At 55.7% G+C, this 16,438-nt stretch carries 15 protein-coding genes; 8 read left to right on the plus strand and 7 right to left on the minus strand.

All coding sequences use genetic code 11. The features are described from left to right. Positions 1–25: 25 nt before the first annotated feature. A complete protein-coding gene (locus tag HWQ56_RS10340; protein WP_176570379.1) occupies positions 26–328 on the minus strand; it encodes a hypothetical protein in 303 nt (100 codons plus the stop codon). Positions 329–609: 281 nt separating this feature from the next. Beyond that, complete coding sequence (locus tag HWQ56_RS10345; protein ID WP_176570380.1) at positions 610–972, minus strand: DUF3085 domain-containing protein; 363 nt, start codon at positions 970–972, stop codon at positions 610–612. A 441-nt stretch (positions 973–1,413) separates the two neighbouring features. Here HWQ56_RS10345 and HWQ56_RS10350 point away from each other — a divergent pair, with 441 nt between their 5' ends. Next, positions 1,414–1,746: a hypothetical protein gene (locus tag HWQ56_RS10350; protein ID WP_176570381.1), complete on the plus strand. Its 333-nt coding sequence runs from the start codon at positions 1,414–1,416 to the stop codon at positions 1,744–1,746. A 12-nt stretch (positions 1,747–1,758) separates the two neighbouring features. Here HWQ56_RS10350 and HWQ56_RS10355 read toward each other — a convergent pair whose 3' ends face one another. From HWQ56_RS10355 to HWQ56_RS10370, 4 genes are read right to left on the minus strand one after another with little or no spacing between them, the layout of a single operon-like run. After that, positions 1,759–3,300 carry a conjugal transfer protein TraG N-terminal domain-containing protein gene (locus HWQ56_RS10355; protein WP_176570382.1) on the minus strand — a complete coding sequence of 514 codons (1,542 nt, stop codon included), beginning with the start codon at positions 3,298–3,300 and terminating at the stop codon, positions 1,759–1,761. An 8-nt stretch (positions 3,301–3,308) separates the two neighbouring features. Then, positions 3,309–3,614, minus strand: coding sequence for a hypothetical protein (locus HWQ56_RS10360; RefSeq protein WP_176570383.1), 306 nt, complete (start codon positions 3,612–3,614; stop codon positions 3,309–3,311). Continuing rightward, positions 3,611–4,957, minus strand: a complete 1,347-nt coding sequence (locus HWQ56_RS10365; RefSeq protein WP_176572374.1) for an integrating conjugative element protein — start codon at positions 4,955–4,957, stop codon at positions 3,611–3,613. The genes HWQ56_RS10360 and HWQ56_RS10365 overlap by 4 nt, the downstream gene beginning before the upstream one ends. Before the next feature lie 32 nt (positions 4,958–4,989). Further along, complete coding sequence (locus HWQ56_RS10370; RefSeq protein WP_245217874.1) at positions 4,990–5,880, minus strand: TIGR03756 family integrating conjugative element protein; 891 nt, start codon at positions 5,878–5,880, stop codon at positions 4,990–4,992. A gap of 830 nt (positions 5,881–6,710) precedes the next feature. Between HWQ56_RS10370 and HWQ56_RS10375 the strand changes: the two genes are divergently transcribed. The 5 genes from HWQ56_RS10375 to HWQ56_RS10395 all read left to right on the plus strand — a co-directional run bounded on the left by HWQ56_RS10375 (position 6,711) and on the right by HWQ56_RS10395 (position 11,966). Continuing rightward, a complete protein-coding gene (locus tag HWQ56_RS10375) occupies positions 6,711–7,673 on the plus strand; it encodes a helix-turn-helix domain-containing protein (protein ID WP_176570385.1) in 963 nt (320 codons plus the stop codon). A 309-nt stretch (positions 7,674–7,982) separates the two neighbouring features. Further along, positions 7,983–8,540, plus strand: coding sequence for a 2,4'-dihydroxyacetophenone dioxygenase family protein (locus HWQ56_RS10380; protein WP_245217828.1), 558 nt, complete (start codon positions 7,983–7,985; stop codon positions 8,538–8,540). A gap of 74 nt (positions 8,541–8,614) precedes the next feature. After that, on the plus strand, positions 8,615–9,901 hold the full coding sequence (locus HWQ56_RS10385; RefSeq protein WP_176570386.1) for an OprD family porin: 1,287 nt from the start codon (positions 8,615–8,617) through the stop codon (positions 9,899–9,901). Positions 9,902–9,922: 21 nt separating this feature from the next. Beyond that, positions 9,923–10,603, plus strand: a complete 681-nt coding sequence (locus tag HWQ56_RS10390) for a response regulator transcription factor (RefSeq protein ID WP_176570387.1) — start codon at positions 9,923–9,925, stop codon at positions 10,601–10,603. 76 nt (positions 10,604–10,679) lie between these two features. Next, positions 10,680–11,966 (plus strand): sensor histidine kinase, encoded by a 1,287-nt coding sequence (locus tag HWQ56_RS10395; protein ID WP_176570388.1) that lies wholly within the window; start codon positions 10,680–10,682, stop codon positions 11,964–11,966. Here HWQ56_RS10395 and HWQ56_RS10400 read toward each other — a convergent pair. Beyond that, positions 11,963–12,376: a cupin domain-containing protein gene (locus HWQ56_RS10400; RefSeq protein ID WP_176570389.1), complete on the minus strand. Its 414-nt coding sequence runs from the start codon at positions 12,374–12,376 to the stop codon at positions 11,963–11,965. The genes HWQ56_RS10395 and HWQ56_RS10400 overlap by 4 nt on opposite strands. A gap of 334 nt (positions 12,377–12,710) precedes the next feature. Between HWQ56_RS10400 and HWQ56_RS10405 the strand changes: the two genes are divergently transcribed. Together HWQ56_RS10405 and HWQ56_RS10410 are read left to right on the plus strand one after the other, a co-directional pair. After that, positions 12,711–15,080, plus strand: a complete 2,370-nt coding sequence (locus tag HWQ56_RS10405) for a membrane-bound PQQ-dependent dehydrogenase, glucose/quinate/shikimate family (protein WP_176572376.1) — start codon at positions 12,711–12,713, stop codon at positions 15,078–15,080. 41 nt (positions 15,081–15,121) lie between these two features. Continuing rightward, the gene (locus HWQ56_RS10410; RefSeq protein WP_176570390.1) at positions 15,122–16,264 is read left to right on the plus strand and encodes an L-dopachrome tautomerase-related protein; all 1,143 of its coding nucleotides are present in this window, start codon (positions 15,122–15,124) and stop codon (positions 16,262–16,264) included. Positions 16,265–16,438 lie beyond the last annotated feature (174 nt).

Genomic DNA, 16,438 nt, shown 5'->3' on the forward strand with positions numbered 1-16,438 from the left:
GCAAGGTGGTGTTGGCCGGCCGCTTTCAGTGGCCGGCGGTTGTCTCGCTCGGTAGGTGAATCAACAGAAACGCAGGTTCTCCAGCAGGGTTCATCTTGTTGACCTGCACCTGCTGCAGCGAGCTCATTGAGAGGTCGGCGTCGAGCTCAAGCTCGACTGCAGCGCCGTGTAAGCCGGTACTGGCTAGCGACAAAGTGTTGCTCAACAGGCGTGAAAGCCGCCGGCTCGAGAGCCCAGATAGCGGACTTCCACCGTCGGCTTCCATGACGTATTGCCATACGCCGGGGCTGAGTACGATCGCAGTGGACAAGGGGCTGGGTTTAAGCATCGCTACCTCCCACATCATGGGTGAGCACGGCACCGGATATGTAAATAGGTGGATGCTCGCCGCAGGTTTGTTTCGAAAAGCACTGCTGATGGCTGTGGTTTAAACCCAGCTGGGCGAAGGGTCAATCCAGGCTCGCGCAGCCAAATGGCAGGCGGGATCCAGCGAATTCCAAGGAAGACAGTGCAGCGCAGAAACCAGATGAGCGGCTGATGTTGCCTCGGTTGCTGCTGCCGGTGCCCCTCGTAATGAGGGGCTATCGGCACAGGTAAGCGTGGATTGGCTCACAGCTTTCCAGGGACGGTAACTTCGGCTGCCAGGCACAGATGTGTAGGGGTGGCTTCAAGCAGCAACGAACCCGAAGTGCCGCGAAGCGCGGCCAGCACGGGGTCGTCGACGTTGAAGTATTCGACAAAGTCGTCACCACCAAACTCATCCCGAGCGCGCTGCCACCACGACTCAAAGTCGTCAATTTCAGGATTGCAGCCGGTTGCGTAAGCAACGCGCTTGCGCCCACCTTCTGGTTTGGACTCGCCGATCTCGGACATGAGGTAAACGCCTTGATCCTTGACCAGGATGACTCGGCAGCCATTGATGCCGGCCTCAGCCAGCACTGCTTGCAGTTCAGTTCCCGTGAATCGAAGCATGATAAGTTCCTCGAGCAATAGCGCTGAGGAATGCCGCCCGGCTGGGAGGAATTCCCAGCAGTGGAGCGGTTGGTATAAAGGCCGAGGTAGTCAGGGCCTGGTGATGGAGCGATCATCTCCGCGGAAAGCGGCGACCGTGTGAGCTGCCGAACGCGAATCACACTTGGGATAACCATCGTGGAAGCGACGTAGCCTTCAAGGTTCTGGCTACCTAGGTGCTGGAATCCAGCAGTTGCAACTCACAAATATCCCACCTTCCGAATGCGTTTCAAGAGGCAAGAATGGACGTTTTTCCAAGTTGTGCCGGTGAAGAGTTCTACTTGGCAATGACCTGATGGATGGTCAACCGCATGCGGATGGGAGGAGTAGCATTAAGAGGATCCAAATTTTTGGATCAGTCAATGTGTGGTAATTGCAATGAGACACCGAAGCGACTCGACAATGACTTTTTCTTACCGGATTGGGGCTTTCGTAGGCGGGCTTTGGGTACGCTCTCGAAAAGCGCAGCGAGCGTTGATCTATTCGTCGAAGTTCTCTGATATTCCGCTACCGGTTCGTCATGGATTTCTCTCGATTGCAACGGGCGTGTTCATCGTGGTGATTGTGCTAGGTGCTGTATTTACTGTTTGCATTGTATTGGGCTTGGCGGTGCTGCGCAGATTGCCGTCGCTGGACGTTGGCCCTGACGCGCCACCTGGATACGATGACATTGACCACCCCTACCACCGCGTGACTTATCCTGAACGCTACGATGATTTCGGTTCGTTACGTTGAAGATTGTTGCCATCAACGCGCAGATTTTTTCGCCGCGGTCATCAGCTGGGAAGTGCCTTTCGCCGCTGAAGCTTCTGCTGAATGAGAGCCTCTATTCAGCATTCCCTCAATGTTTGCTCCGACGGCGTAACCTGCCCAGCTCATTGCACCCACAAATGTCATAGGTAACACCACAAACATCGCGCCCATCACGTATTCGATGACTTGCGCTGTCACGGTGCCGTCCATAAATCCGGAGGTGGGCAGCGACAACAGCGTTTGGTCAGTCGACGACACCTGGTTATACAAAGCGTCCAACATGCTCGAGTCCACCCACCGGGCCAGCTCCCACCAGAAGCTCAGCATGTGCAGAGTGAATAGCGCGAACGTAACTGTCATCAACGCCTTCAACTGGTAGGTGCTGATCAGCAACACCAGCGGCAGGCTGATGATTGCCCCCAGGATCAGGAACGCCTGCACCATCGGCAGTGCTGCCCGCAGCGCATTCATCGCCGGAAAATTGCTGAATGACCCAAGCGCTAGGCCAGTATTCGTGGCCAGGTTGTTCAATCCTTGCGTAACCGAACCGCCTCGGGCGCTGCTGCCATAGTCCTGGAAGACTTGGCCGGGGGACATGCTGATGGACTGCTGCCGCGGGCTGACCAGTTCGCGTAGCGTGGCATCTTCGACCTCGGTGTTGGTACGGCCCGTCAACCAGCCCTCCAGGCGAGAGATCAGCGAGGGATCGACCTCAGCCAGCAGACGCGCGCGCAGGCCAACATCGGCATCGCTCCACCATTGCTTGCAATTGGGGTAGCCCGCGCCGTTGGCCAGCTGAGGCAACGACGTGTCGCGAGCCTCGTCGTAAAGCCATGCGACCCTCGGCGTCCGTGAGCGGTCGATATCGTAATAACCCGCGGTATTGAGGAAGTAGCTCGAGCCAATCCAGGAGGCGTCGTAGCTTTGCGCCTTGTCGAGCTCTGGCCGATTGGTAAACAGCCGCGACCGCGAATAGCCGTAGCAGTCTCGAGTGAAGTCCGCGACCTCCTGCAGCAACACCTGGTTGCTGATGCGGGAGCTGTCGATCTCCATGCGCATTTCACGGATATCGGGCGCGCAGGGGATGGCGGCCGTGGCCGCCGCAGTGATGCCCTTGCTCAACGCATGCACGAGAAACCACCACACCGGTACGTTCGCCGACTTGTCGCCGATCGTGTTAAACGTTGTGTCCCAGGACGTATCAGCCGGCTCGGCCAGTGATACGCCGCAGCGCTGGCTGGCCGCGTCATCGTAGGTAATCGACGACAGGTTCAGCGGGAAAAACGGGATGCAGGCGAACAGGATCACCACGTAGGCCATCCATAAACGGTTTTCCACGCGAGGGATCGAAAGGAGTCCTTTGTTGCCCTCATCAGCACCTTGCTGTCGTGCTGACAGCCATTCCTGCAGGATGATTGCACCAAAGGGGACTGCGAACAGTCCCGTGTCGACCAGCGTGTTCCAGATGCCGTTGTTGATGATCCAGGCCAATAACGACAGGTAAAACTCCAGGTAACTGTTGGTGCTCATCGTCATGGTTCACCTCACAGGCGTGTCAGTTCAGCCAACACAATGGCACTGAAGCCGATCAGCGCCAGGCACTGCAGTCGGCGCCGGCCTTCTGTAGAGCGCTGCATTCGGAATGCACGCCACCAGCCGGCGCTGATCAGGCTGTATAGCAAAACGCGCCAGCACGCGAGGTAGCCGCTTAGGGCGCGCGGGATCGTTGGCCATTCAGGCCACACGTTCAGGGAGTGAATGGCCAGCCAAGCGATCGATAGCAGTGCCAGGCAAGCGCCACTAACGAGCAGCACGCCTATCAGACCTGCCTTGAGGGTGGCGATCGTCATGGGGTGTTCCTGCCTTGATCGGCGCGCTGGAGCCTGCCAGGTTCCGGGTCGCGCTGATCGATGATGCGCGAGGCATCTGCACCGCCGGCATGGCGGTCCAGCACCAGGCTGGCAGTGTTGGTGGCCAGGGATTGCCGCACCTGCAGTTCGGTCTGCAGCAGGCGAATTTCCCGGTCCAAGGTTTCGACATTGTTATTCAGCGAGTTAGTTGCGGGCTGCGCCGATGCCACGTTGGGCTCATGACTGCCTGCCAGCAGGGTGCGCTGCAGCAACATGGCCTTGTAGATGACGCTCGACAGCGCGGTTTCGCTTGCTAGACGCCGGGCGAGCAAGTCCTGGTCGGGGTCATCGCGCAAGCCTTCGATCACGCCGCGCGATACCGGCAGCAGCGGGCTGGATACCTTGCTCAGATTCTCGGGCGTAGGTTGATCTGTGCCCGCTACCAGCCGCTGCAGGCCGGTCAACTGCTCGGTGTATGCTTCCTGGATCAGAGGCGAAAGACCGGTCCCTGCCGTCGCACGCAGGGTTTCGCAGTCGTCACAGGTCTCCACCTCGGTCTCTCCCAGCACTCGGGTCGCCCAGTCGGAGGCTTCGCTTGGGCTCGACCAGGCTTGGCAGATGGCACCGTTCTGGCAGCTAGCGCCCACGGCGGAACTGTCGTCCAGCGAGCGGTTGTGCAGCAGGTTGTAGCCTGCTTTGACGACGTCGGCGGTCACACGGATGGGCGCTTGGGCTCGTCCACCGGCTTTCTGCCCACCGACCCAGCTGACGCCATTATTGCCATTGTTGGTCTCGGTGTTTTTCACCGCGGTTACCGCGTCGCCGCCGGACTGTTCAAGGTTGGCCTGCATCTCCTGGTTCTTCGCCATGTCGCCCCAGCCGGCTTGATCGACCTTGTCGGCCATCTTGGCGGCCATGGCTTGGCAGGTGAGTTTGGAACGGTCGAAATCGAGCCGACCCTGTAGCACTCCGTTGCTGAGCAATTCGTAGAGGCCGGGGTTGGCACGCTGGATGATCATCGCCGGCAAAGACATCACCGCCTGCGTGGCGTTCTGGATGACGTTGCCCATGATCTGCTGGAAGCCCTGGGTGGCGCCGTTCAACTGGTTCTGCAGCGTGTTGGCGAGGTTCATGTTTCCGCACATCATGTTGGCGCGCCATGACAGCCCTACGCCCAGGCCACTGGGGCGGTATAAGGAGGAGGGGGCTCCTGCGGCCGAGCCACCGCCGATGGTGTACATCACCCGGTCATCCAGCACCTGGCCTTGATCCCCAAGGTGGTAGTCGCCATCCGCCGCAGCGCTGGAAGCGCAGGCTAGCGCACCCATCAGGCCGAGCAGCATGGCAATTGGGAAGTGCCATTTACTCGCAATCATCAGTGGCCTCCGTCGAAGTCGATGCTGAACAGGAAGGTCTGGCCCATGCGCTGGCAGCAGCGGTATGGCCGCCAAAGCGACCAGGCATAGGCACCGTCGTCGCTTTGAATCGCTGGGCCTGGAAACACCGCACACGTGCTTTGCAGTTGCGGGTAGAGCAGCTGCCAGCGATGGTTGCTGACGTCGTTCTCCATTACCGGCAGCGGCGGCCAGTAGCCGTCATAGGGCATGGGCTGCAGTGACAGGTAGACGTGAGGCTGGCCCATCCGGGTGATGAAATCGCTGGCGCGTTGGGCCATGACGGCGGCGGCTTTGAAGTCGTCTGGCTGGACCAGCAAACCCTCTCGGGGATAGACATTTCCCCACATCTCGCCCAGCGCCTGGTTGCCGATTTCACGTACGCCGGGCTCCAGCGCCTGGGGGTAGACTGACTCGGGAATACCGTGACGCCAGCCAAGTGGATCGAGGGTGCTGAGGTAATAGGGAGTAAGCGGGGTTGCGCCGGTCGGGCAGCTATAGCCAAAGCGCTGGGCGAGGGCTGTCAGCGCCAACCCTCCGGGATGGCCGATGGCGTCGACATTCTTGAAGCGGGGCAGGTTGTCGCGTCGCGGGGAAGGGGTCATCAGATTGCCTCCTCCTTCCGAACCCGGAACAGGCGTCGATAGGGGCGACATTTCCAGCCAAGGGTTGGCACCGGTATCGGAGTAGCTCGATACCACCAGTTCGGGAATGAAATGGCGGACTTTGGGCGAGGTGCGGACGGTGCAGCCGAAGGGGGTACACAACAACCAGTAGCAGATGCCGACTACACGGTACTCCAGGCACCGAAGCGAGTTGACTGAACTGATGATGGCTTGTGTCGTCAACGAGAAGCATGGCGTGGGAATCATAATTAACAATACGCTCAAGGTTCGGCAACGTACTCTGCTCATGCAACACTTAAAGTAGTTGCATGACGAGAGGGCGGTATTGCCGAATCTAACATTATTATCTACGTTCATGAGCACCGCTTGACTAGTGTAAGTCAGCATCAATTAGGGCGACTTCAATATCGCTGATTTTTCTGTATGCTGTTAGTGTTTAACTGATTGCTTGACTCTCAATATTCGAATCTTCTTGCGCAGTTAGTGTCAGTGGTGGCGGAGTACTTTTGTGCTCTTGGTTGACGCTGGATGCCCCATGAGGTGGGGCGAGGGGGATGACACTTAGTCAGAACTGGTCGTGATGATGAATTCCACGATGGCCCTAGGGTTTTTAGGCTCACGGTGCGCTTTGGCTGACCGTAAGACTCGTGCAAATGGGCCACGCGCGTTCCCCTATGCTCGGGGATTCCCCTTCCCTCGTGTTGTTGTCACGAATTCGCAATTAGGACTGGGTAGGCTCGGTAAGGGAGAGCGTCGGCTCAATCCGATTAGCTAAGTTATTAGTCGGCACGACCTCCAACACGCTAGAAAACGCCTGAAAAATAGTCGGTGCATCTAATTCCCCCCCCTTTCGCTTGCGACGCTGCCGGCTAAGAATGGTAGTACACAGGCATCCGTTTAGCGGATCCGTGTTCAGTATCGAAGGCGCAAACACGCGCACCAAGCGCCGTAGCCTGAGATAGGCCTTGTGCGAAAAGCGCCAGTTAATTAATTGTAAACATCCACTCTTCGTCCATCAGCGATCATGACCTAGGCTATCAATGGGGCCGCCAAGGTTATGGTCTGGTGAGGTGAACGTGACTGAAACTACTTCCGCTCCTTCTACCCCGGTTGAAGGGGAAACATCATTAGGGATTCTGAATCAAGCATATCAGAGCTCTGTAAAGACACCTTTTGAGCTGGCTCAGCAGACCGGAGCAGTTTCTCATATAGTGACGGATCGCAATCACCGACTGCTGGCCGCTCAGTGGCGACTGCAAGATTCGGTGCTCGCATATAGGGATATCCCTGAGAGTACCCTGACCTTTCATATAAGTGGAAGCACCCGAGTCGCAAAGTTCATTGACGGTCGTTGCATTGCTCAAGGAGCTCGGGTCAATAGCGTGAGCCTTACCACACCAGGTTCATCGGAATGGGAGCTGCAAGGTCAAATGGAGATCATGCATCTTTATTTGCCAGAGCACACGTTGCGATCATTCGTAGATAGCCATGCGCCTACTGGACAGAATTTAGAGCTTAGAGCTTTTTTTGCTGCAGTTGATCCTTGGTTAACAGGTTTTTTCACAATGCTAGGGGTTGACATCGCAAAAGGGGGGGCTGGCTTCTCTGATTCGTTGTTGCTTGATAGTTTGTGGGCGTTACTCTTGTCGCATCTATTTGATAACTATATGGGGGATCGTGCGCCCGCGCGTAGTACTAAAATATCAACTCGTCAGATAGGTGGGCATGCGCTACGAATGCTGCAGGACTATTTGGCTGATCACTTGGCCGAAGATGTGAGTCTGCGGGATCTTGCGGCATTGGTAAACCTTTCCGAAGGCCACTTATTACGAGTTTTTCGTAGTGGGACAGGGCTTACTCCATATCAGTACTTGATTAGTATACGTATCGATGAGGTTAAGCGTTTGTTGCGCCATTCAGACCTCACGGCCAAAACAATCGCCCGCATGACAGGCTTCGCCAGTCCTGCTCATATGGGGGATTGCTTTCGTCGACGAGTGGGGATCACACCCGGGGATTTTCGCCAAAAATTAAAATGATTGGGTTCAAGGGGTAAATTTTTTGGATGACTATCTGATATCGAATATCGTTTTTTTGGTACATGGTGGCGTGTGATGTTGGTGGTGGCTTCGCGCGTAACACAATGATTTATAAAGATTTTTTTGTTTTTTTGTTTCCGTCTGATGCTCGGCATTGGTCCGTAAGGAGTGAATATCGATAAACTCATTAAAATGTTAATTTTATGGCTCGCCACGGTCAGGAGCGCACACGATCAAGTCATCGTTTGCCGTCGCAGCTCTCGATGAGGCGTGCCAGCTGCCTGAGTATACCTAATAAGGATAAGAAATATGTCTATGAACCAACTACATGCCCGACCTGTCGCTCAAGTAGAGTCCCATGGGATCCCTGAGGCTCTCCACATTGACAGCGAAAGTCGGCCGTTCGCCCGTGATTTCGGCGCGCCTGGTGTTGATCTTCAACTGTTACAAGCCGATATCGAGGGTGGTACCTTCGCTGTACGCATACGTTTTGCCCCAGGTGTACAGCTGCCGCCCCACCATCACTCGGGTATTGTTTTCGCCTACACGCTCGCGGGCGAATGGCGTTACTTGGAATACCCGGATTCGCCGCGCAGCGTGAAGGGCTCTTACCTATACGAGCCTCCAGGGTCTATTCATACGCTTAAGGTTTCAGACGATAACACGGAACTCACCGATGTCATCTTCGTCATTACTGGTGCCATGCTGATTCTTGATGATGAGCACCGAGTTATCCAGGTATTAGACGCTGCCAGTCATGTTAACGATTGGGCTCAGGCTCTTCGAGAGCAAGGCGATGATGTACCGACGATAATTGGTGGCTCTCGCGTAGGTTATATCACTCCGCAGATCCCCCGCTCGCGGTAAGCGTCTCCGCTGGGGGCGAGGTACCGCTATGGTGTCTTGTCCCCCTCCAGCCTGACTTCATTTCTGGATATTCTATGGTCACGAAACTGTTGAGTCGTGTCGCGTTGTCGTGCGCGACGCTAGGTGGCTTCTGGGCGTCATCGGTGCGTGCGGACTTCATGGAGGATGGTAGCGGTAGTCTCGATTTGCGTAATTTTTACTTCAACCGCGATTACCATGGTCCGTTGGCGGCCCAATCGCGCCGTGATGAGTGGGCCCAGGGATTTGGCTTAAAGCTTCTGTCAGGCTATACCGAAGGGACAGTGGGGATCGGATTGGATGCTTTTGCCATGCTTGGCCTAAGACTAGACTCCAGTCCTGATCGCTCCGGTAGCGGGTTGCTACCGCGGGGATCGGATAAGCGGGCTGCCGAAGAGTATGGGGACATCGCTCTGGCTCTCAAAGTGCGAGTTGGCAATAGCGAAATAAAGGCCGGTAGTCTCATCCCGCAATTGCCATTGTTGTCAGCAAATTACAGCCGGTTGTTCCCGCAAACATTCGACGGTGTTCAGTTGATCAGCCGTGACTTTGAACATATCACGTTCACCTTGCTGCACGCGGATCGAACCAAACTGCGTGATTCCAGTGGTGACGATCGATTGACCGCCATGCCCCAGCAAGGGGCCTATTCATCAACGGCAACTAGCGGATCACTCAGTTATCTGGGCTTCGATTTCCAGCCGTTTCGGGACGTGACCCTGAGTCTTCATGAAAGTGAGCTCGAAGACATGTTTCGCCGTGGGTATGCAGGTTTTAAGGCCAACACGACATTGGGCGACGGCAAGGTATTTACAGAGTGGCGATACTTTACTGCCCAAGACATCGGACGGCGGCTTCTGGGTGAGGTAGACAATCAAACCTTAAGCACCAATTTCGGCTATAGCTGGGCGGGTCACACCATCAGTGGCGGTTTTCAGCGTGCCTATGGTAGCACCGCCTACGCGTTTGTCGGCGGCACTGATACTTATCTGTTTAGCGAGCAGCAGATCAGTACCTTCGCTTTGGCTCAGGAACGGGTGTGGCATGCGCGGTATGATTATGATTTCGCGGCGCTAGGCTTGCCTGGGCTAACGTTTAATGTGCGCTACGTGTCGGGCACGAATGTTGAACTGAGCCATGTCAGTACCACCAAAGCCCGGAGGCAGCTGGCGAGCGGCGAACGGGGTGATGAGTGGGAGCGCACCTCTGATCTGTCATACACCATTCAGAGCGGCCCCTTGAAAAACCTCAGCGTCCGTTGGCGCAATGGTAAGAGTCACTCCAATTTTTCTGACTCGGCTGATGAAGATCGTATCATTCTGGGCTATGTCTATAATTTTTAATCACAGACCCGGGTGGGTTGGATGAGAAAAGTACTTTGTATTGAAGATGATCCAGTGGTTTCGCAGGAAATCGCTTCGGAATTATCGCGAGCAGGTTTTACCGTCGAGTGCGTAGCAGACGGCGCCGAAGGGCTGGCTCGTGGTCTGGTGGGTGGTTTCGATGTTATTACTTTGGATCGGATGTTACCCGGAATGGATGGTCTTCAGGTGATCACCTCATTGCGTCGTGCCGGGATTCGCACACCTGTCATGATGATCAGCGCCTTGAGTAATGTTGACGAGCGTCTGAACGGGTTGCGTGCAGGCGGAGACGACTATCTGGTGAAACCCTTTGCCTCGGAAGAAATGGCTGCGCGTATCGAGGTACTGCTGCGCCGTCATGAGGATATCAATGAGCGGGCTACTCAGCTCAACTTGGATGATCTGATGCTGGATTTGTTGATACGTGAAGTCTGCTGCGCAGACCAGCGAATGGCGTTGCCGCAGATGGAGTTCAAGCTTTTGGAGTTTCTAATGCGGAACGCCGGTAAAATAGTCACCCGCGCGCTGATCTTCGAGCAGGTATGGGGCTATCATTTCGACCCCGGCACCAAACTAATTGATGTGCATCTGGCCCGCTTACGCCGAAAGCTCGAACAATTAGGATGCCGCCCGGCAATTACAACTATTAGAGGAACAGGTTTTGTCCTCGCCTCCCAATGACCCGAGCCCTAGTATCTGGCGGACCACGCCAGTACGGTTATCTATCTACTTTGCGATATCGTGGATTGTTGGTCTCGTGGCTCTCAATGCCGTGATTTTTTGGGGTGCGGCAAGTTACCTTGCACGCCAAGGCGATGAAATTGTCCAGGGCCAGGCAAGAGCGCTGAAATCTGTCCCGCTAGCGAGTCTTCCCGAGCAAATCCGGCACGCGCAGTTGGGGGATTTGCGAAATGTAAGCTATTACGGCTTGTTCAGCGAAGGGGGAGAAAAACGAGCTGGTAATGTCGAGCACCTACCTGCCGATTTGCCGATCGATGGCAAACCGCGGGAGCTTAAGGAAGTGGGGTTCCAGTACGGTGCTCGTGCTCTGGCGCTGCGGTTGGCTGACAACACTATTCTAGTGGTCGGGTACGATGCCAAGACACTCACGGGCTTACGTCTGATTTTGGTACAGACTCTGGGCTGGAGTAGCCTAGTCATCTTGCTGATGGGGCTGGCGTTAGGAGCACTTTTGGGACTTGGCCCTATGCGGCGCGTGCGTCAGGTGCAGGAAACCAGCAGTAGGATTGCGACGGGCGATCTGCAGTGCCGGCTGCCGATTGCGGGTAACGGAGATGAGCTGGACATACTTTCAAGCTTGGTTAACCAAATGATTGGAGAGGTCGCGCGCCTACTGGATGAGGTCAAAAGTGTAGGCGACAATGTTGCCCATGACTTGCGCACACCACTTCATGCCATGCGTGCCCAACTTCATCGTACCCTTGAGCAGTGGCAGGTAGAAACTCCGGTGCAGTTGCAGGTGCGGGTGGAGCAGGCCCTGGCAGCTGCTGACAGCTTGCTGAGTCGCTTCCGGGCCTTGCAGCGCATTGCCGAAATTGACAAGCAGCAGCGTTTGGCTGGTATGGCTGATTTCGCGCTCGAAGCTTTATTTGAGGAGTTGGCCGAGTCTTATGGCGCTGTAGCGGAGGAGACAGGCATAACGCTTCGAACCAGTATTGAGCTCGGAAGTCTGGTGCATGCCGACCGGGCGCTGGTGGCTGAAGCGTTGATCAATCTGCTGGAAAACGCTCTGAAATTTACGGGAGAGGGCGGTACCGTTTGGTTCCGCCTGCAACGACCAAGTGATGAAGTAGTCATGTTAGTTGAGGATAACGGGCCTGGAATCGCGGAAGAAGACCGCGAAAGGGTCCTCCACCGCTTTGGACGCAGCGCTCGTGATCAGCACATACCGGGAGCAGGCTTAGGTCTGGCGATGGTCAGCGCCGTTGCGCGTCTACATGGCTACCAATTAACTTTGGACGAAGCCGCTCCTGGGTTGAGAGTGACGTTGCGCGGTGCATGTCGTGCTGCTGACTCAAATTAGGGCTTCAGAAGAGTCATCGGGTCCTTTCCGCTTTCCAATACGTACGTGGAGAGGATCACTGTTTCCTGATGCCCGTTTTTGAACCAATGCGGAGTGTATGGAGGCACCAGCGCAGCTTCCCCGGGCTTAAGTTCACGGTCAGGCTGGCCTTGAACGTACAGCGTGCCACCACCGCTGAGGATATAACCCGACTCGATGCCAGGGTGTTCGTGAAGCGGTGCTTGGGCATCTGCTGGCACGACCGTTTTCACGATGCGGGTCACATGGCCAGCTGGGTATTCGGTTTCCATCACTACCGTTTTGTTCTTTTGCATGGCTTGTGCAGACAGCGACGGCTCGGCGGCGAAGCTAGGTATGGCGATCAACAGGCTTGCGGTTAGCAGGGCAGTCTGACAATACATCTTATTCATTGCACGCTCCGGGTCAAAATTGACAAGGCTACGGCCCACTCCGGGCTGCAGGGCCGTCAGAGTAGGGGTATCTCCAGCCCTTTAAATAGTTAACTTTTTTTAAATAGGTGGTCTACCGGGCTTGCCGGAATATTGCTGCGCCGACTCGCTGAGGCGATCGGTTCAATTCTCCTCAAGGCGTGCGCCGGGCGCATCTCTTGGTTTTTCTGGTCTTGACCGGGTAATAACTGCCGTGCAAACAACAACTCGAAACTCCTCATCAGGCGGACCCTCTGCCTCATGGCCTGCGTCATCTGGCCGAACACTATTCCTCATCTTTGGCGCATTTGTGGTGATGGTGGGTCTTGGCATTCTCTACGGCGGTGTGCTGCTAGCTCGCCTGGGAGGCTCGCTCTATTACCTTTTCGCTGGTTTGGTAGCCTTGGTTGCTGGCGTGCAATTGATCCGTCGGAAACTGTCTGCGGTGATATTGTTGAGCGCCTTGACGCTGGGGACCCTGATCTGGTCATGGTGGGAAGTAGGTTACAACGGTTGGGCGATGATACCGCGCTTGGATTGGCTGGTGGTGCTGTGCCTGTTGATGCTGGTTGCTTACCGTGCCGCGCAACGGCAATTTGTTGGCTTTCGTGGCACCCCCTACGTGCTCGCCACTGCGGTTCCGGCAGTGGCCGGGTTGCTGTCGATTTTGATTCCGTTGTTTTTTCCCTCCAACGTCGAGTTAGCTGATCCGTCTCTTGCCTTGAGTCGTCCCAGTGAGTCGTACAGCACCAGCGTCATGACTTCTCCAGATGGTAATGTCGCAGCTACTCATGATGAAACCAATTGGACCGGATTTGCTGGTTCAAACCTCTCCAACCATTACACCCCAGCGAGGCAGATTACTCCGCAAAACGTTTCAACTCTTAAACGTGCTTGGGAGTTCCACACCGGAGATCTCCCACCTCCAGGCTCGAAGACCCAATACCTCAACGAAAATACGCCGTTGAAGGTGGGCGATAGTGTCTACGTATGTACTCCAACGCAGAAAGTCATCGCTCTTGACGCTGCGAGCGGCAAGGAAAAATGGCGCTTTGACCCCAAGGCCAATCCAACGGCGCTTCAAACCGCCGGTGCCTACTGCCGGGGAGTCGCTTACTACGAGGCTCCTCAAGGTACTGCAGATTGCCCTACCCGTATCATGTGGGGCGTGGACGGCGGCCGTCTTGCTGCAGTTGATGCACGAACTGGCCAGCTGTGCCAGAGCTTTGGTGATGGCGGCTACGTCGATCTTCAAAAGCACATCGGCAAGTTTACCCCTGGTTATTGGGGGAATACCTCAGCCCCAATTGTCATTCGCGGTAACGTGATCATCGGGCATATGGTTCGCGATGGGCAGGATCGATATGCTCCTTCAGGTGTAGTACGCGCCTACAATGCGGTGACCGGAAAGTTTGCCTGGGCATGGGACCTCGGCCGTCCTGGCGAGACTTCAGAACCAGGCCCTGATGGTCAGTACACGCCAGGTACCCCAAATGTCTGGGCGCCTCTGTCGGCAGACGACAGACTGGGGTTGGTTTACTTGCCCACCGGTAACGCCGCCGGTGACTTCTGGGGCACCACCCGTACTGCAGCAGAGGAGGAATTCACCGATTCGCTAGTTGCCGTCGATGCCTCTACTGGGGAGGTCAAATGGCACTTCCGGACTGTTAACCATGATCTTTGGGATTTCGATATCGGCCCACAACCGAACCTGGTCGATTGGCCGACGGATAAGGGAGTTCGACCGGCAGTGATCCAGGCCACCAAGTCCGGACAGATCTTCGTCTTGGACAGAGAAACCGGCGTACCGCTAATGCCAGTGGAGCAGAAACCTGCCCCCCAAGGCGCCGACGGAGGTAACTGGACTGCTGCTACCCAGCCTTATTCTGTTGGCATGCCAAACACTGTGGGCGCCCCCAGCAAGACGCCTGAGCGATTGAAAGAAAGCGATGCTTGGGGTATCAGCCCGTTTGATCAACTGGAGTGTCGTATCCAGTACCGCAGCGTACGTTACGACGGCATGTTCACACCACCGATGATTGGCGGCACTTTGGCGTATCCAGGCAATCACGGTGGCTTGAATTGGGGAGGGGTATCGGTTGACCTGCAGAAAGGCATCATGGTCTTCAACAGCAACCGGATTCCGTACATCGAACGCCTAGTGCCTCGCGATGAGATCGAAAAGCTAGGTTCGCGTTCGCTCAATGAAGGTGGCCCGGACAAAGGTCTGATGCCTCAGGTCGGTCTTCCGATAGGCGCCCAGAAATCACCTTGGCTGTCTGTGCTTAAAGACCCATGTGTGGCACCGCCATGGGGGTTCCTGAGCGGGGTTGATCTGCGTACCAAGGATGTGATCTGGCGCCGGCCATTGGGCTCGGGCTACGACACTGGTCCTTTCGGCATTCCGTCTCGAGTGAAGCTGCAGATGGGCACGCCCACTGATAGCGGTCCGCTGACCACGGCCGGCGGCGTGACTATCCTAGGCGCAGCACTGGATAACTACATGCGTGCATTCGATACCGAAACTGGAAAGTTGCTCTGGGAAGAACGCTTGCCTGCTGGTGCACAAGGGGCACCTCTGAGCTACGTGCAGAACGGCAAGCAGTATGTCGTCGCTGTTGTTGGCGGCCATGCCCGCCTGGGCACCACGATCGGTGACAGTGTCATCGCCTGGACCCTGCCGTAAGGCAGGGTTTCAACTTAATAAACAACAAAAAGGGTAAAGCTATGCATTCCATGTATAGGATTGCCGCCTTGGTAGCTGCGCTTTCGGTGAGCATGACCGGCCAAGCGGACCAGACCAACAATGGCAAGAGTGCTCCAGCGTTCGGCAACGGACCTGTGAAAATCGAGCAGGTAGCGTTTTTCCCGGATCAGCAAAGCACCGGTGTTGCAATATCCAGAACGGGAAGGCTTTTTGTTAGCCTGCCACGCTTGAGTCTGGATAATCCCATTAGCCTTGGTGAAGTCATCGACGGGAAGATTCGTCCATATCCTGACTTGGCGTGGAATGCTTACCGTAGTTCGAACGGGGACCGCAATAAACCGGCCGAGCAATTCGTTACCGCCCAAGCGATTGTCACTGATCATCAGGATAATTTGTGGGTCCTGGACCCAGCCACGCCCAAGCGATCGGGCCCCATCAAAGGTGCTGTGAAACTTGTGAAGATTGATCTGGCCCGAAATAAGGTCGTCAAGGTCTTTTATTTTGACGATAAAGCTGTCCCTGAGGGGGCATCCCTCAATGATGTCCGCTTTAGTCCAGACGACCATTTCGCCTACCTAAGTGATGTTGCTAACCCAGGTCATGCTGGTGCAATCGTGGTGATGGATTTGCGCACTGGCAAGGCTTGGCGGGCATTGGACGGCGATCCCTCCACCCAGACAAGTCCAGATCTGTATCTGATGGGTGATGGCAAGAAACTGCTTGGCCCAGATGGTAAAGGTTTGCAGCTGAACGTTGATGGGATAGAAATTTCACCTGACGGAAGCACGTTCTATTGGCAGGCGTTGACTGGTGATACGGTTTACAGCGTCCCCACGGCCGACTTGGACGATCCTGCTCGTGCATTGAAGGCCAAGGCTACACCTGTAGCAAAGACTCATCCCGCCGACGGTTTGTGGATCGATAGGGCTGGCAGGTTCTTTGTCTCCAACCCAAGTGAGGACTCTGTGGAGGTCGCGGACCACGTAGGTGCCCCCCTGAAGCTGCTTGTTAAAGACAAACGTATGCGTTGGCCCGATAGCTTCGCTCAAGGTGCTGACGGGGCGCTGTATGTGAGTGCGAGTTTTATTGGTGATAGTCCCTGGTTTCACCCCGAAGCCAAAACGACGCCCAGCGCAGTGTTTAGGATCACCGCAGGGCAATGAGTTGAAATGGTAACCCTGCCCCTTAAGAGGGGGCAGGCTTTAGCATCGGCCTTCACGCTTGTGTGCGGTGGATGTGGCGATGAGTGAGTAGTGAAGCCCTTTGGAGCTGGGGCCGATACCTCATATGTCAACGGCATTGAATTTTGAAAGCAGCAGGCAGTGATCGGTGCTGTC

This window comes from Pseudomonas eucalypticola (assembly GCF_013374995.1).
In the GTDB taxonomy this organism is placed as follows: Bacteria; Pseudomonadota; Gammaproteobacteria; order Pseudomonadales; family Pseudomonadaceae; genus Aquipseudomonas; species Aquipseudomonas eucalypticola.